This window comes from Streptomyces sp. CB02056 (genome assembly GCF_001905545.1).
Classification (GTDB): Bacteria; Actinomycetota; Actinomycetes; order Streptomycetales; family Streptomycetaceae; genus Kitasatospora.
This window is the reverse complement of record NZ_LIPD01000031.1, coordinates 1-17,300: the sequence shown is the minus strand read 5'-3', so window position 1 is coordinate 17,300 and position 17,300 is coordinate 1. Positions and strand designations below refer to the sequence as shown.

1 protein-coding gene and 1 pseudogene are annotated in these 17,300 nt (G+C 73.2%); both read right to left on the bottom strand.

Features of this window, described 5'->3' with window-relative positions; all coding sequences use genetic code 11:
- Positions 1 to 7,104 (bottom strand): annotated as a pseudogene (locus tag AMK13_RS40705) (type I polyketide synthase); the annotation flags it as partial.
- 49 nt (positions 7,105 to 7,153) lie between these two features.
- The coding region (locus AMK13_RS40700; protein ID WP_198959530.1) for a type I polyketide synthase at positions 7,154 to 17,300 on the bottom strand (10,147 nt) is incomplete at its 5' end.

Genomic DNA, 17,300 nt, shown 5'->3' with positions numbered 1-17,300 from the left:
CTGGAACGCGTACGTCGGCAGATCCACCGTCGAACCACCGCCCAGGAGCCCGGCCCAGTCGACGGGGAGCCCCCGCACATAGGCCTCGGCGAGCGAGGTCAGCAACCGCTGCGCGCCGCCCTCGTCGCGCCGCAGGGTGCCCACGACGACCGGGGAGCGATCCTCCAGGGCGTCGCCGATCGCCGGGGTCAGCACCGGATGCGGCGAGACCTCCAGGAACACGCCGTGGCCCGCGTCGCCGAGAATCCGCACGGCGCGGTCGAACTCCACGGTCTCGCGGAGCGACGCGTACCAGTACGCCGGGTCCAGCTCGGAGCCCGACAGCCACTCGCCCGTCAGCGCGGAAACCATGGGGATCCGGGCCTCACTCGGAGCGATGCCCTGGAGAACCGAGAGGATCTCCTCGCGCAGCTCGTCCACGTGGGCGCTGTGGGACGCGTAGTCCACCGGGATCATCCGGGCGCGCGGCGAATCCCCACAGGCGTCCGCCAGTTCACGCAGCGCATCGGCGTCACCGGAAACCACCGTCGCCGACGGACCGTTCACCGCCGCGACCGACAGGCGAGAGCCGTACGACGCGATCCGCGCGCGGACACCGTCCACCGGCTCCGCGATCGACAGCATCCCGCCACGACCGGCCAGCACCTTCAGGGTCTTGCTCCGCAGAGCCACCACCTTGGCGGCGTCCTCCAGGGAGAGAATCCCCGCGACGGCGGCAGCGGCGATCTCACCCTGCGAGTGACCCAGCACAGCGTCTGGAGCGACGCCCGCCGCCTGCCACACGGCCGCGAGCGAGACCATCACAGCCCACAGCGCCGGCTGCACGACGTCAGCGGCCTCGAAACCGTGCCGACCAGCCAGCACATCGTCCAACTGCCAATCCACGTAAGGCGCGAGAGCCTCGGCACACTCCGCCAACCTCGCGGCGAAGACAGGGGACGACTCGGCCAGCTCGCGACCCATGCCGACCCACTGGCTCCCCTGGCCGGGGAAGACGAACACCGTCCGGTCCACCCCCGTGGCAGCCACCGACCCGGTCACCACACCCGCCGCCGGCTGCTCGGTGGCCACCGCCGCGAGACCCGCCGCGAGCTCACTCCGCTCGCCGCCGAGCACGACGGCCCGGTGTTCCAGCGCCGCACGCGTCGTCGCCAGCGACCACGCGACGTCGCCGACCGGCAACTCCGGCCGCGCCAGCACGTGTTCACGCAGCCGACCGGCCTGACCGGCCAGCGCGGTCGCGCTACGACCGGACACCACCCACGTCTGGACCCCGCTCTCCACCGCCGGGGCGGGAGCCGGGTCGCTCGGGTCGATCGCGGCCGGGGCCTCTTCGATGATCACGTGCGCGTTGGTGCCGCTGATGCCGAACGCCGAGACACCGGCCCGGCGCGGCCGCTCGCCCGCCGGCCACGCCACCTGCTCCTGGAGCAGACGGACGTTGCCCGTCTCCCAATCGACGTGCGAGGACGGCTCGTCCGCGTGCAGCGTCTTCGGCAGCACCCCGGCCCGCAACGCCAGCACCATCTTGATCACACCGGCCACACCCGCGGCCTGCTGAGCGTGCCCGATATTGGACTTCACCGACCCCAGCCACAACGGCCGGTCCTCGAACCGCTCCTGACCATAGGTCGCCAGCAGCGCACCCGCCTCGATCGGGTCACCCAGCTCCGTACCCGTCCCGTGCGCCTCGACCACGTCCACGTCCGCCGCCGAGATCCGGGCGTTGGCCAACGCCGCCCGGATGACCCGCCGTTGAGCAGGACCGTTCGGCGCCGTGAGACCGTTCGACGCGCCGTCCTGGTTGATCGCGCAGCCGCGCACCAGGCCCAGGACCCGACGGCCCTTGCGCTGCGCCTCGGAGAGCCGCTCCAGCACGAGCATGCCGGCGCCTTCACCGATGCCCATGCCGTCGGCGCCCTCGCCGAAGGCCTTGCAGCGGCCGTCGGAGGCGAGCGCCCGCAGGCGCGAGAAGCCGACGAACTCGCCGGGGTCGGCCATCACCGTCACACCGCCGGCGAGGGCGACGTCGCACTCGCCCGACCGCAGCGCCTGCACCGCCTGGTGCAGCGCGACCAGGGACGAGGAGCACGCCGTGTCGACCGTCACCGCCGGGCCCACCAGGCCCAGGGAGTACGAGATCCGGCCGGAGAGCACGCTCAGCGCGTTGCCGGTGATCAGGTGGGCCTGGGCTCCCGCCTCGCCGCTCGCGGCGCCGATGTAGCCGGAGGAAGCCGCGCCGACGAAGACTCCGGTCGCGGAGCCGTGCAGCGACTTCGGGTCGATGCCGGCCCGCTCGACGGCCTCCCAGGAGGTCTCCAGCAGCAGCCGCTGCTGCGGGTCCATCGCCATCGCCTCACGCGGGCTGATCCCGAAGAACCCGGCGTCGAACTCCGCGGCCCCGCTGAGGAATCCGCCCTCGACCACGTAGGTCGAGCCCTCGGCGTCCGGGTCCGGGTCGAAGAGCGCGTCGACGTCCCAGCCGCGGTCGGCCGGGAAGGCGCCGATCGCGTCCCCGCCCGCCGCCAGGAGGTCCCACAGCTCCTCCGGAGTCCGGACGCCACCGGGGTAGCGGCAGGCCATACCGACGATCGCGATCGGATCGGTCGACACCGCCGCCGCCGTCACGGTCTGGTCCTCGTCCGCGTCCGTACCGAACAGTGCGGCCAGGATCTCGTCCGCCAGCGCCGAGGCGCTCGGGTGGTCGAAGATCACCGTGGACGGCAGCCGGACGCCCACGGCCGCGTTCAGACGGTTGCGGAGCTCGACGGCGGTCAGCGAGTCGAAGCCCAGCTCCCGGAACGCCCGGCTGGCCACGATCTCGTCCACGGAGTCGTGCCCCAGCACCGCGGCGGCCTGGGCCCGGACCAGTTCCACGACGGTCCGGCGCCGCTCGGCCACCGACAGGCCCGCCAGGCGCGCGGCGAACTCGCCGCGCTGCTCGTCGACCGTACGAGGGGCGGTGTCCTCCTGGGCCTCGGGGATGGTGTCCAGCAGCGGGCGCGGGCGGGCGGCCGTGAAGACCGGCGCGAACTTCTCCCACTCGACGTCCGCGACCGCGATGAAGGTCTCGTCGTCCGCGAGGACCTCGGCGAGCGCGGTCAACGCCCGCTGGGTGTCGAGGAAGTTCATGCCCTGCCGCAGCAGGCGGTGCGGGGTGACGCGCCCCGGCGCCTGGTCCATCGCCGCGTCCACGGCGTCCCAGTCGCGGGTGTTCCAGACACCCCACGCGATCGAGGTCCCGGGCAGGCCACGGGCGCGACGGTCCTCGGCGAGGCCGTCCAGGAAGGAGTTGCCGGCGGCGTAGGCGGCGTGGTCGTTGCTGCCCCAGGTCGCCGAGATCGACGAGAACATCACGAACTCGTCGATGCCCAGGTCGGCCGTCGCCTCGTCCAGGTAGGTGGCGCCGGCCGCCTTCGCGCCGACCGCCAGGGCGAGCCCGTCGCGGTCGGTGTCCTCCAGCCGTGCGAGGAACGGGGTGTTCGCCGAGTGCAGGACGGTGGACAGGCCGGGGCCGGAGGCCTCGATCCACGTCACCATGCCGGTCACCTGCTCGCGCACCGACAGGTCGCACGACACGACCTCGACGGCCGAACCAGCCTGCGCCAGCGTGGCCGCGAGCGCCGCCACCCCGGGCGCCGACGGGCCGGAGCGGGAGGTCAGCACAACCCTCGGCGCACCGTGTTCCGCAAGCCACGGACCGAGGACGACGCCGATCGCACCCGAGCCGCCGGTCAGCAGGACGGTGCCGCGCGGCGACCATTCCTCCGACTCCACGCGCCGGGCCTCAGCGCGTACCAGCCGGCGCAGGAAGACACCCGACGGCCGCACCGCGACCTGGTCCTCACTGCCGTCGGCGAACACGCCGACCAGACGAGCGGCCGCATCGGCGTCCACCACCGGCGGCAGGTCGACCAGACCGCCCCAGCGGTCCGCGTGCTCCAGGCCGACCGTGCGGCCGAGACCCCAGACCTGCGTCTGCACCGGGCTCGTCGTCACCTCGTCGGCGGCGACCTGCACCGCGCCCCGGGTCAGCACCCACAGCGGAGCCGTGACCCCGGCCCGGCCCAACGCCTGCACCAGCTCGACGGTCTCCGCCAGCCCGCGCTGAACCAGCGGGTGGTCGGCGAGCGGCGTCTCGTCCAGGGCCAGCAGCGACACCACACCGGCCACGCCCTCGGCCGGCACCGCGCCAAGCCGCTCCGGGCCGGCGGCCGTCACGACCTCGGCACCCTGACCGGCCAGCGCCTCGGCGACCGTCGCCGCCTCGGGGCCGTCGCCGACGACCAGCCAGGTGCCGGACAGGTTCGCCGAGCCGCTCGCGGTGGAGGGCTGCCAGGTGATGCGGTAGCGCCAGTCGTCCACCGACAGCTTCGTACGCTCCACCGCCGGGGCCTCGGGCCAGTAGCGGCGCCGCTGGAAGGCGTAGGTCGGCAGCGCGACGGTCGTGCCGCCGCCGAGCACCGCCGCCCAGTCGACGGGGGCGCCCTGGACGTACGCCTCGGCGAGCGAGGTCAGCAGGCGCTGGGCGCCGCCCTCGTCGCGCCGCAGGGTGCCTGCGACGACCGGGGAGCGGTCCTCCAGGCTGTCGGCGATCGCCGGGGTCAGCACCGGGTGCGGCGAGACCTCCAGGAACACGCCGTGTCCCGCATCGCCGAGAATCCGCACGGCGCGGTCGAACTCGACGGTCTCGCGGAGCGACGCGTACCAGTAGGCCGGGTCCAGCTCGGGGCCGGACAGCCACTCGCCGGTCAGCGCGGAGACCATGGGGATACGAGCCTCGGTCGGCGCGATGCCCTGGAGAACCGAGAGGATCTCCTCGCGCAGCTCGTCCACGTGGGCGCTGTGCGACGCGTAGTCCACCGGGATCATCCGGGCACGCGGCGAATCCCCGCACGCCTCGGCGAGTTCGCGCAGCGCGTCCGCGTCACCAGAGACGACCGTCGCCGACGGACCATTCACCGCCGCGACCGACAACCGGGAACCGTACGAAGCGATCCGCGCCCGGACACCCGCCACCGGCTCGGCGATCGACAGCATCCCACCGCGACCAGCCAGCGCCTTCAGGGTCTTGCTCCGCAGAGCGACCACCTTGGCGGCGTCATCGAGGGACAGAATCCCCGCGACGGCCGCAGCGGCAATCTCACCCTGCGAGTGACCCACCACAGCGTCCGGAGCGACACCCGCCGCCTCCCACACCGCAGCCAGCGACACCATCACGGCCCACAGCGCCGGCTGCACCACATCGGCAGCCTCGAAACCGTGAAGGCCCGCCAGAACATCGTCCAACTGCCAGTCCACGTACGGCGCCAGAGCCGCGGCACACTCCGCCAGCCGGGCCGCGAACACCGGCGACGACTCGGCCAGCTCGCGACCCATGCCGACCCACTGGCTCCCCTGCCCCGGGAAGACGAACACCGTCCGCCCCACCCCGCCAGGAGCCACCGACCCCGTGACCACGCCCGCCGCCGGCTGCCCGGTGGCAACGGCCGTCAGCCCCGCCGCCAGTTCATCCCGGTCCGCGCCGAGCACGACCGCCCGGTGCTCCAGCGCCGCACGCGTCGTCGCGAGCGACCACGCGACGTCGCCGACCGACAACTCCGGCCGCTCCTCGACGTGTTCACGCAGCCGACCCGCCTGACCGGCCAGCGCCGCAGCGCTCTGGCCGGAGACCGGCCAGGCCGACGCCCCACCGGCGAGCACCGGAAGCACCCGGGCCTCCCGCGCCTCGGGTTCGACGGCCGCCGGAGCCTCCTCCACGATCAGGTGGACGTTCGTCCCGCTCACACCGAACGCCGACACACCCGCGCGACGCGGCCGCTCGCCCGCCGGCCACTCCACCGGTTCCTGGAGCAGCCGCACGTTCCCGGACGTCCAGTCCACGTGCGAGGACGGCTCCTCGGCGAACAGCGTCCTCGGCAGCACCTCGTGCCGCAGCGCCATCACCATCTTGATCACCCCGGCCACACCGGCGGCGCACTGCGAGTGCCCGATGTTGGACTTCACCGACCCCAGCCAGAGCGGCCGGTCGGCGGCACGGTCCTCAGCCTGCCCGTAGGTGGCCAGCAACGCCTGCGCCTCGATCGGGTCGCCCAGCGTCGTGCCCGTCCCGTGCGCCTCGACCACGTCCACGTCCGCCGCCGACAGCTGCGCGTTGGCCAGCGCCGCACGGATCACCCGCCGCTGCGAGGGACCGTTCGGCGCCGCCAGACCGTTGGACGCGCCGTCCTGGTTGGCCGCGCTGCCACGGATCACAGCCAGCACCTGGTGCCCGTTGCGCCGGGCATCGGACAGGCGCTCCAGCAGCACCATGCCCGCGCCCTCGCCCCAGCCGATCCCGTCGGCCTCCTCCGAGAACGCCTTCGACCGGCCACTGGACGCCATACCGCCCTGACGCCCGAACTCCATGAACGCACCCGGCGACACCATCACCGCCACGCCGCCGGCCAGCGCCATCGAGCACTCGCCGGCCCGCAGCGCCAGGATCGCCTGGTGCATCGCCACCAGCGACGACGAGCACGCCGTGTCCACCGTCACCGCCGGACCGGTCAGACCCAGGCAGTACGAGATCCGGCCCGAGGCGACCGCCGACACCGCGCCGATCAGCCGGTAGCCGTCCAGGCTCTCGTCCTCGACGGGCAGAACCGAGCTGTACCCCGACGTGTTCGCTCCGATGAACACACCGGTCATCGACCCGTGCAGCGACTTCGGGTCGATCCCGCCGTGCTCGATGGCCTCCCAGGAGGTCTCCAGCAGCAGCCGCTGCTGCGGGTCCATGGCCAGCGCCTCGCGCGGGCTGATCCCGAAGAACCCCGCGTCGAACTCGGTCGCGTCGTAGACGAATCCGCCCTGTCGCCGGTACGTCTGCCCTCGGCCGAACGCCTCCTCGAAGGCCTCCCAGCCGCGATCGGCGGGGAAGGCGCCCACCGCGTCGACACCGCCGGCCACCAGGTCCCAGAACTCCTCGGGACCCGTCACACCGCCCGGGAACCGGCAGCCCGCACCCACGATCGCGATCGGCTCGCTCGACGCCGCAAGGAGCGCGCTGTTCTGCTGCCGGAGCCGCTCGGCTTCCTTGAGGGAGGTGCGAAGTGCTTCGACGAGCCTGTCGTTGGTCGTTTCCATGATCATGTGCTCCGAATCAACGAGGGCGTCAGGAGTCTTTGCCATCGAGGGCTATGCGAATGAGGTCTTCGGCGTCCATGCCGTCGATGGATTCCGTGTCCGTTCGACTGTCCGCGCCGTTGTCCTGGGCCAGGTCGGCGAGTTGCAGCAGCAGGTCCAGCAGGCCGGCCTGCCGGATGCGGGCCAGCGGGATCGCCGAGATGGCCTCCCTGAGGGCCGGCTCGTCCGCGTCACCCTCCGGAGCGGCCTGCTCCGGCATGAACTCGCGCAGGATCTGCTCCGCGAGGGCGGTGGCGTTCGGGTGGTCGAAGACCATCGTGGAAGCCAGCCGGATACCGAGCGCCTTCGAGAGGCGGTTCCGCAGCTCGACCGCTCCGACGGAGTCGAAGCCCAGCTCCTTGAAGGCCCGCTGCGGCAGCACGTCGTCCGCCGAGTCGTAGCCGAGGACCGCGGCCGCGTGGCCCCGGACCAGGTCGGTCAGGACCTGGCGCTGCTCAGCGACCGGCATTCCGGCCAACCGGCCCGCCCACTCGCTGACTTCCTCGGTCGTGGTGGTACCGGCCTCGGCGGCCAGGGCCTCCCGAACCTCGGGGAGGTCCGTCAGCAGACGGCTGGCCCGGTGCAGGGTATAGGTCGGCACGAACTGCGGCCAGTCGAAGCCGGCCACCACCATCGCACCCTCACCGGCGTCCAGGACCTGGCCCAAGGCCAGCATGCCCCGGCGTCCGTCGATGCCCTCCATACCGAACTCGCGCAACCGCTCACCGCCGGAGCTCGCGGCCATGCCGACGCCGGCCCACAGGCCCCACGCGACCGACGAGGCCACCAGACCACGGGAGCGGCGGTCCTCCACCAACGCGTCCAGGTGCGCGTTCGCCGCCGCGTAACCACCCAGGCCGCCGCTGCCCCACACACCCGCACCCGACGAGAACAGCACGAACGCGTCCAGGTCCCGGCCGGCCGTCAACTCGTCCAGCACCACAGCACCGCCGACCTTCGCCGACAGCAGCCAGGACAGGTCCGAAGGCTCGATCTCCTCGACCGGCCTACGGTCACCGACACCCGCCGAGTGGACCACCGACGACAACACCGGGCCCGCCGCATCGATACGGTCCAGGACCTCCGCCACAGAAGCGCGGTCGGCGATGTCACACGCCACCACGTCGACTGCCGATCCACGAGCCGCGATCGAGGCCGCCAGCTCCGCCACACCGGCGGCACCCGGGCCCGAGCGGGACGTCAGGACGACCCGCGAGGCACCACGATCCGCCACCCACTGGGCGGTGATCGCACCCACGCCGCTCGTACCGCCCGTCACCAGCACCGAACCGCGCGGCGACCACGCCTCGCGGACGACCGGACGACCGGCACGCACCAACCGCCGCGCCAGCACACCGCCCGCACGCACCGCGACCTGGTCCTCATCGCCGACCAGGACGGACGCCAGCCGCGCACCGACGCGGGCATCCACGGCAGCCGGCAAGTCGATCAGCCCGCCCCAGCGGCCCGCCAACTCCAGTGCCGCCACGGCTCCCAGACCCCAGACCTGCGCCTGCACCGGCCGCACCGCATCACCCGCGACCGCACGCACCGCACCCCGCGTGACCACCCACAGCGGGGCGGACACACCGAGCCGGCCAAGCTCCTGAACCAGTGCGACCGTCGCGGCCAGACCGCCGGGAACCAGCGGGAACGCCTCCTCCGGCGACTCGTCCAGCGCCAGCAGCGAGACCACACCCCGCAGGTCGGAGTGCGCGGCCACCGCAGCGGCGACACCGTCCGGAGTCGAGCGGACGACCCGCGCACCCGGAAGGTCCAGCGCCTCCGCGACCGCAGCCGCATCGTTGCCGTCCCCGACCAGCAGCCACGTCCCGGTCAACACCCCGCCGGACTCGCCCACCGGCGCCCACGACACCCGGTACCGCCAGTCCGCGACCGCCGACCCGGCCCGCTCACGGCGCCGCCAGTCGGTCAGCGCACCCAGCGCGGCATCCGCCGGGTCCACCCCGAGCAGATCGGCGAGCGCGGTGACATCACCACTCTCCACGGCGGTCCAGAAGCCCGCCTCCGCACCGGTGGCCACCGTGACGTCCGCGCGCTTGCGGTCCGCCTCCGGCCAGTAGTGGCGGTGGCGGAAGGCGTAGGTGGGCAGGTCCACCGTCGAACCGCGGCCGAGTACGGCGGCCCAGTCGACCGGGAGACCCTGCGCGTACACCTCGGCGAACGAGGTCAGCAGACGCTGGGCGCCGCCTTCCTCCCGTCGCAGCGTGCCCGCGACGACCGGGGACAGCGCCTCCAGGGCGTCACCGATCGCCGGCGTCAGCACCGGGTGCGGCGACACCTCCAGGAACACACCGTGCCCGGACTCACCCAGCAGACGAACCGCCCGCTCGAACTCGACGGTCTCCCGCAGCGACGCGTACCAGTACGCCGGGTCCAGCTCAGAGCCCGACAGCCACTCGCCCGTCAGCGCGGAGATCATCGGGACCTGCGCCTCACGAGGCCGGATCCCCTCAAGGACGGAGAGGATCTCCTCGCGCAGCTCGTCCACGTGCGCGCTGTGCGAGGCGTAGTCCACCGGAATCATCCGAGCGCGCGGCGAATCCCCGCACGCCTCGGCGAGTTCGCGCAGCGCGTCGGCGTCACCGGAGACGACCGTCGCCGACGGGCCGTTCACCGCCGCCACCGACAACCGGGAACCGTACGCGGCGATCCGCGCACGGACACCCGCCACCGGCTCCGCGATCGACAGCATCCCGCCACGACCCGCCAGCGTCTTCAGAGTCCGGCTGCGAAGAGCAACAACCTTCGCCGCATCCTCCAGCGAAAGAATCCCCGCGACAGCAGCAGCCGCGATCTCACCCTGCGAGTGACCGACCACGGCGTCCGGAGCGACACCGGCCGCCTCCCAGACCGCAGCGAGCGACACCATCACGGCCCACAGCGCCGGCTGCACCACATCAGCGGCCTCGAAACCATGAAGCCCGGCCAGCACATCGTCCAACTGCCAGTCCACGTAAGGCGCGAGAGCCTCGGCACATTCCGCCAGCCGCGCCGCGAACACCGGCGAAGACTCCGCCAGCTCGCGCCCCATGCCGACCCACTGGCTCCCCTGCCCCGGGAAGACGAACACCGTCCGCCCCACCCCGGCAGCAGCCACCGACCCGGTCACCACACCCGCCGCCGGCTGCCCCGTGGCCACCGCCGCCAGACGCTCCGCGAACTCGCCCCGCTCGCCACCGAGCACCACGGCCCGGTGCTCCAGCGCCGCACGCGTCGTCGCGAGCGACCACGCCACATCGCCGACCGACAACTCCGGCCGTGCCAGCACGTGTTCACGCAGTCGACCCGCCTGACCGGCCAGCGCCTCGGCGTCCCGTCCGGACAGCACCCACGCCGGGACACCGCCCGACAGCACCGGCACCACGCTCCCGCCGTCACTGTCGACGGGCGTCTCCGCCTCGGCCGACGCCTCTTCGATGATCACGTGCGCGTTGGTGCCGCTGATCCCGAAGGCCGAAACACCCGCCCGGCGCGGCCGCTCGCCCGCCGGCCACGCCACCTGCTCCTGGAGCAGCCGGACGTTGCCCGTCTCCCAATCGACGTGCGAGGACGGCTCGTCCGCGTGCAGCGTCTTCGGCAGCACACCGGCCCGCAGTGCCAGCACCATCTTGATCACACCGGCCACACCCGCGGCCTGCTGAGCGTGCCCGATGTTGGACTTCACCGACCCCAGCCACAACGGCCGGTCCTCGAACCGCTCCTGGCCGTACGTCGCCAGCAGCGCACCGGCCTCGATCGGGTCGCCCAGCTCCGTACCCGTCCCGTGCGCCTCGACCACGTCCACGTCCGCGGCCGACAGCTGCGCACTCGCCAACGCCGCCCGGATGACCCGCCGTTGGGCCGGGCCGTTCGGCGCCGTGAGACCGTTCGACGCACCGTCCTGGTTGATCGCGCTGCCGCGCACCACACCGAGCACCCGGTGCCCGTTGCGGCGGGCGTCCGACAGCCGCTCCAGCACCAGCATTCCGACGCCCTCGCCCATGCCCATGCCGTCCGCGCCCTCGCCGAAGGCCTTGCAGCGGCCGTCGGCCGACAGCGCGCGCAGCCGCGAGAAGCTCACGAACTCGCCGGGGTCGGCCATCACCGTCACGCCGCCCGCCAGCGCCACCGTGCACTCGCCCGACCGCAGCGCCTGCACCGCCTGGTGCATCGCCACCAGCGAGGAGGAGCACGCCGTGTCGACGGTCACCGCGGGCCCGTTCAGGCCCAGCGTGTACGACACCCGGCCGGACAGGACGCTGAGCGCGTTCCCGGTGATCAGGTGCGCCTGGGCCTCCGCTTCGTCGCCCAGCACCCCGATGTAGCCGGAGGCGGCCGCACCGATGAACACGCCGGTCGCGGAGCCGTGCAGCGACTTCGGGTCGATGCCGGCCCGCTCGACGGCCTCCCAGGAGGTCTCCAGCAGCAGCCGCTGCTGCGGGTCCATGGCCATCGCCTCGCGCGGGCTGATGCCGAAGAACCCGGCGTCGAACTCCCCGGCGCCGCCGAGGAATCCGCCCTCGATCACATAGGTCGAGCCCTCGGCGTCCGGGTCCGGGTCGAACAGGCCCTCGACGTCCCAGCCGCGGTCGGCCGGGAAGCCGCTGATCGCGTCGCCGCCCGCGGCCAGGAGGTCCCACAGCTCCTCGGGCGTCCGGACACCGCCGGGGTAGCGGCAGGCCATGCCGACGATCGCGATCGGATCGGTCGAGGCCGGTTGCACCACCACCGGAGCGGTCTCCTCCGAGACGCTCCCGAACAGCGCGGCCAGGATCTCGTCCGCCAGCGCGGACGCGCTCGGGTGGTCGAAGATCACCGTGGACGGCAGCCGGACGCCCACGGCCGCGTTCAGGCGGTTGCGCAGGTCCACGGCGGTCAGCGAGTCGAAGCCCAGCTCACGGAACGCCCGGCTGGCGACGATCTCGTCCGCCGACTCGTGGCCCAGCACCGCGGCCGCCTGCGTCCGCACCAGCTCCACGACGGTCCGGCGCCGCTCGGCGGCCGACAGGCCCGCCAGGCGCGCGGCGAACTCGCTGCGCTGGTCGTCGACCGGACGGCCGGGGGCGGTGTCCTCCTGCGCCTCCGGAATGGTGTCCAGCAGCGGACGGGGACGCGCGGCCGTGAAGACCGGTGCGAACTTCTCCCACTCGACGTCCGCGACCGCGATGAACGTCTCGTCGTCGGCGAGGACCTCACCCAGCGCGGTCAACGCCCGCTGGGTGTCCAGGAAGTTCATGCCCTGCCGCAGCAGCCGGTGCGGGGTCACCCGGCCCGGCGCCTGGTCCATCACCGCGTCCACGGCGTCCCAGTCACGGGTGTTCCAGACACCCCAGGCGATCGAGGTCCCCGGCAGGCCCCGGCCGCGCCGGTCCTCGGCGAGCCCGTCCAGGAAGGAGTTCCCGGCGGCGTACGCGGCGTGGTCGTTGCTGCCCCAGGTCGCCGAGATCGACGAGAACATCACGAACTCGTCGATGCCCAGGTCCGCCGTCGCCTCGTCCAGGTAGGTGGCGCCGGCCGCCTTCGCGCCCAGTGCCGCCGCCAGGCCTTCGTGATCCGTGTGCTCGACCCGCGAGAGGTACGGGGTGTTCGCCGAGTGCAGGACGGTCGACAGGCCGGGACCGGTGTTCTCGATCCACGCCACCATCGCCGCAACCTGCGCACGCTCCGTCAGGTCGCAGCTGACGACCTCGACGGCCGAACCGCCGGTCGCCACGGCGGCGGCCAGCGCCGCCACACCGTGCGCCGACGGGCCGGACCGGGAGGTCAGAACCACCCTCGGCGCGCGGTGCTCGGCAAGCCACGGACCGATGCAGACGCCGATCGAGCCGGTGCCGCCGGTCAGCAGGACGGTACCGCGCGGCGACCAGCCCGCCGACTCCACACGGCGGGCCTCCGCCCGCACCAGACGGCGCAGGAACACACCCGACGGCCGCACCGCGACCTGGTCCTCACTGCCATCGGCGAACACGCCGACCAGACGAGCCGCGGCATCGGCGTCCACCACCGGCGGCAGATCGACCAGACCGCCCCAGCGGTCCGCGTGCTCCAGGCCGACGGCCCGGCCCAGACCCCAGACCTGTGTCTGGGTGGGGCTGGTCGTCACCTCGCCGGCCGCGGCCTGCACCGCGCCGCGGGTCAGCACCCACAGCGGAGCGGTGACCCCGGCCCGGCCCAGCGCCTGCACCAGGTCGAGGGTGTCGGCGCTGCCGCGCGGGACCCACCCGAACTCGGCGTCCAGCGACTCGTCCAGCGCCAGCAGCGATACCACGCCCTGGACATCCGCACCGGCGACGGCCTCGTCGAGGCCCGCCAACGTCGTCCGCACGACCTCGGCGCCACAACTCGCCAGCGCCTCGGCCATCACACCGGCGTCCGCCGCGTCCCCGACCAGCAGCCAGGTACCGGACAGGACCGCCGGGCCGCTCCCTGTCGCCGGCTGCCAGGTGATCCGGTAGCGCCAGTCGTCCACCGACGCCCTGGCCCGCTGCGGGGTGCGCGGCTCCGGCCAGAACCGCTGGCGCTGGAAGGCGTACGTCGGCAGGCCGACGCTCTCGCCACCACCGAGCACCGTCGCCCAGTCCACCGGAGCGCCCTGGACGTAGGCCTCGGCGAAGGACGACAGCAGGCGCTCGGCCCCGCCGTCCTCGCGGCGCAGGGTGCCGACCACCACCGAACCGTCGACGTCCTCGACCACGTCGCCCACCGCACCGGTCAGTACCGCGTGCGGGGACACCTCCACGAACACCCCGTGCCCGGAGGCGCCCAGGATCCGGACCGCCCGCTCGAACTCGACGGTCTCGCGGAGCGAGGCGTACCAGTAGGCGGGGTCCATCTCCGGGCCCGACAGCCATGCGCCCGTCAGCGCGGACACCATGGGGATGCGGGCGCCGGTCGGCGTGATGCCCTGGAGAACAGCGAGGATCTCCTCGCGCAGCTCGTCCACGTGGGCGCTGTGCGAGGCGTAGTCCACCGGGATCATCCGGGCACGCGGGGACTCCCCACAGGAGTCCGCGAGTTCACGCAGCGCATCGGCGTCACCGGAGACGACCGTAGCCGACGGGCCGTTCACGGCCGCGACGGAAAGGCGGGTGCCGTACGACGCGATCCGGGCGCGGACGCCCTCCACCGGCTCGGCGATCGACAGCATCCCGCCGCGACCAGCAAGGGCCGTCAGGGTCTTGCTCCGCAGAGCAACGATCTTCGCGGCATCGTCGAGGGAGAGAATCCCGGCCACCGCGGCGGCGGCAATCTCGCCCTGCGAGTGGCCGACCACCGCATCGGGAGCGACACCTGCCGCCTCCCACACCGCCGCGAGCGAGACCATCACGGCCCACAGCGCCGGCTGCACCACATCAGCAGCCTCGAAGCCGTGACGGCCAGCCAGCACATCGTCCAACTGCCAGTCCACGTACGGCGCGAGAGCCTCGGCGCACTCCGCCAACTTCGCGGCGAAGACCGGCGAGGCCTCCGCCAACTCGCCCCCCATGCCGACCCACTGGCTGCCCTGACCGGGGAAGACGAACACCGTCCGCCCCACCCCGCCAGGAGCCACCGAACCGGTCACCACACCGGACGCCGGCTGCCCCGTGGCCACCGCCACGAGACCCGCCGCGAGCTCACTCCGCTCGCCACCGAGCACGACCGCCCGGTGCTCCAGCGCCGCACGCGCCGTCGCCAGCGACCACGCCACATCGCCGACCGGCAACTCCGGCCGCGCCAGCACGTGTTCACGCAGCCGACCGGCCTGACCGGCCAGTGCCGCGACGCTCTGGCCCGACACCGTCCACACGGCAGGCGCGGTCCCGAGGACCTGCGGCGCCGGCTGCTCCGCCGGGCGCTCGGCCTCGACCGCCGCGACCGGCGCTTCCTCGACGATCAGGTGGACGTTGGTGCCGCTCACACCGAACGCCGACACACCCGCCCGGCGCGGGCGCCCACCCGCCGGCCACTCCACCGCCTCCTGGAGCAGACGGACGTTGCCCGTCTCCCAGTCCACGTGCGAGGACGGCTCGTCCGCGTGCAGCGTCTTCGGCAGCACCTCGTGCCGCAGCGCCATCACCATCTTGATCACACCCGCCACACCGGCGGCGCACTGCGAGTGCCCGATGTTGGACTTCACCGACCCCAGCCAGAGCGGCCGGTCGGCGGCGCGGTCCTCGGCCTGCCCGTAGGTGGCCAGCAGCGCCTGCGCCTCGATCGGGTCACCGAGCGTCGTGCCGGTGCCGTGCGCCTCGACCACGTCCACGTCCGCCGCCGACAGCTGCGCGTTCGCCAGCGCCGCACGGATCACCCGCCGCTGCGAGGGACCGTTCGGTGCCGCCAGACCGTTGGACGCGCCGTCCTGGTTGGCCGCGCTGCCACGGATCACGGCCAGCACCTGGTGCCCGTTGCGGCGGGCATCGGACAGGCGCTCCAGCAGCACCATGCCCGCGCCCTCGCCCCAGCCGATGCCGTCGGCCTCGTCCGAGAACGCCTTCGACCGGCCGCTGGAGGCCATGCCGCCCTGCTGGGCGAACTCCATGAAGGCGGCCGGGGAGACCATCACCGCCACGCCGCCGGCCAGCGCCATCGAGCACTCACCGGCCCGCAGCGCCTGCACCGCCTGGTGCATCGCCACCAGCGAGGACGAGCACGCCGTGTCCACCGTCAGAGCAGGACCGGTCAGGCCCAGGCAGTACGAGATCCGGCCGGAGTGGACAGCGGTCACGTTCCCGATCAGCCGGTAGCCGTCCAGGCTGGTGTCCTCGACGGGCAGGACCGAGCTGTACCCCGAGAAGTTGGCGCCGACGAAGACGCCGGTCGCCGAGCCGTGCAGCGACTTCGGGTCGATCCCGCCGTGCTCGATGGCCTCCCAGGAGGTCTCCAGCAGCAGCCGCTGCTGCGGGTCCATCGACAGGGCCTCGCGCGGGCTGATCCCGAAGAACCCGGCGTCGAACTCGGCCGCGTCATGGACGAATCCGCCCTGTCGCCGGTACTCCTGGCCCTTGCCGAACTCCTCCTCGTAGGCGTCCCACCCGCGGTCGGTCGGGAAGCCGCCGATGGTGTCGGTGCCGGAGGCCACCATGCTCCAGAACTGCTCGGGGCCGACCGCCCCGCCCGGGTACCGGCATCCCATGCCGACGATCGCGATCGGCTCGCCGATCGCCGCGGCCACGACCTGGACCGCGCCGTCCCGCTGGACCGTCTGCTCGTCCGCGCCGACGAGTTCGCCGCGTACGTAGTCCGCGACGGCGGCGGCGTTCGGGTGGTCGAAGACCATCGTGGAGACGAGCCGGACACCGAGCACCTTCGACAGGCGGTTCCGCAGCTCGACCGCTCCGACGGAGTCGAAGCCCAGCTCCTTGAAGGCCCGCTGCGGCAGCACGTCCTCCGCCGACTCGTGGCCGAGGACGGCCGCCGCGTGACCGCGCACCAGGTCGGTCAGGACCTGGCGCTGCTCCGCGACCGGCATCCCGGCCAACCGGCCCGCCCACTCGCCGACTTCCTCGGTGGTGGACTCGACGGCGGCCTCGGCGGCCAGGACCGCGCGGACCTCGGGCAGGTCCGCCAGCAGGCGGCTCGGCCGGTGCAGGGTGTAGGTCGGCACGAACTGCGGCCAGTCGAAGCCGGCCACCACCATCGCACCCTCGCCCGCGTCCAGGACCTGGCCCAGCGCCAGCATGCCCCGACGCCCGTCGATGCCCTCCATGCCGAACTCGCGCAACCGCTCACCGCCGGAGCTCGCGGCCATCCCGACACCGGCCCACAGGCCCCACGCGACCGAAGAAGCCACCAGGCCACGGGAACGGCGGTCCTCCACCAACGCGTCCAGGTGCGCGTTCGCCGCCGCGTAGCCGCCCAGGCCACCGCTGCCCCACACACCCGCACCCGACGAGAACAGCACGAACGCGTCGAGATCCCGGCCCGCCGTCAACTCGTCCAGCACCATGGCACCGCCGACCTTCGCCGACAGCAGCCAGGACAGGTCCGAAGGCTCGATCTCCTCGACCGGCCTACGGTCACCGACACCCGCCGAGTGGACCACCGACGACAGCACCGGACCGGTCGCGTCGATCGAGTCGAGCAGGCTTGCCACGGAGGCGCGGTCGGCGACGTCGCACGCCACCACGTCGACTGCCGTCCCGCTAGCCGCG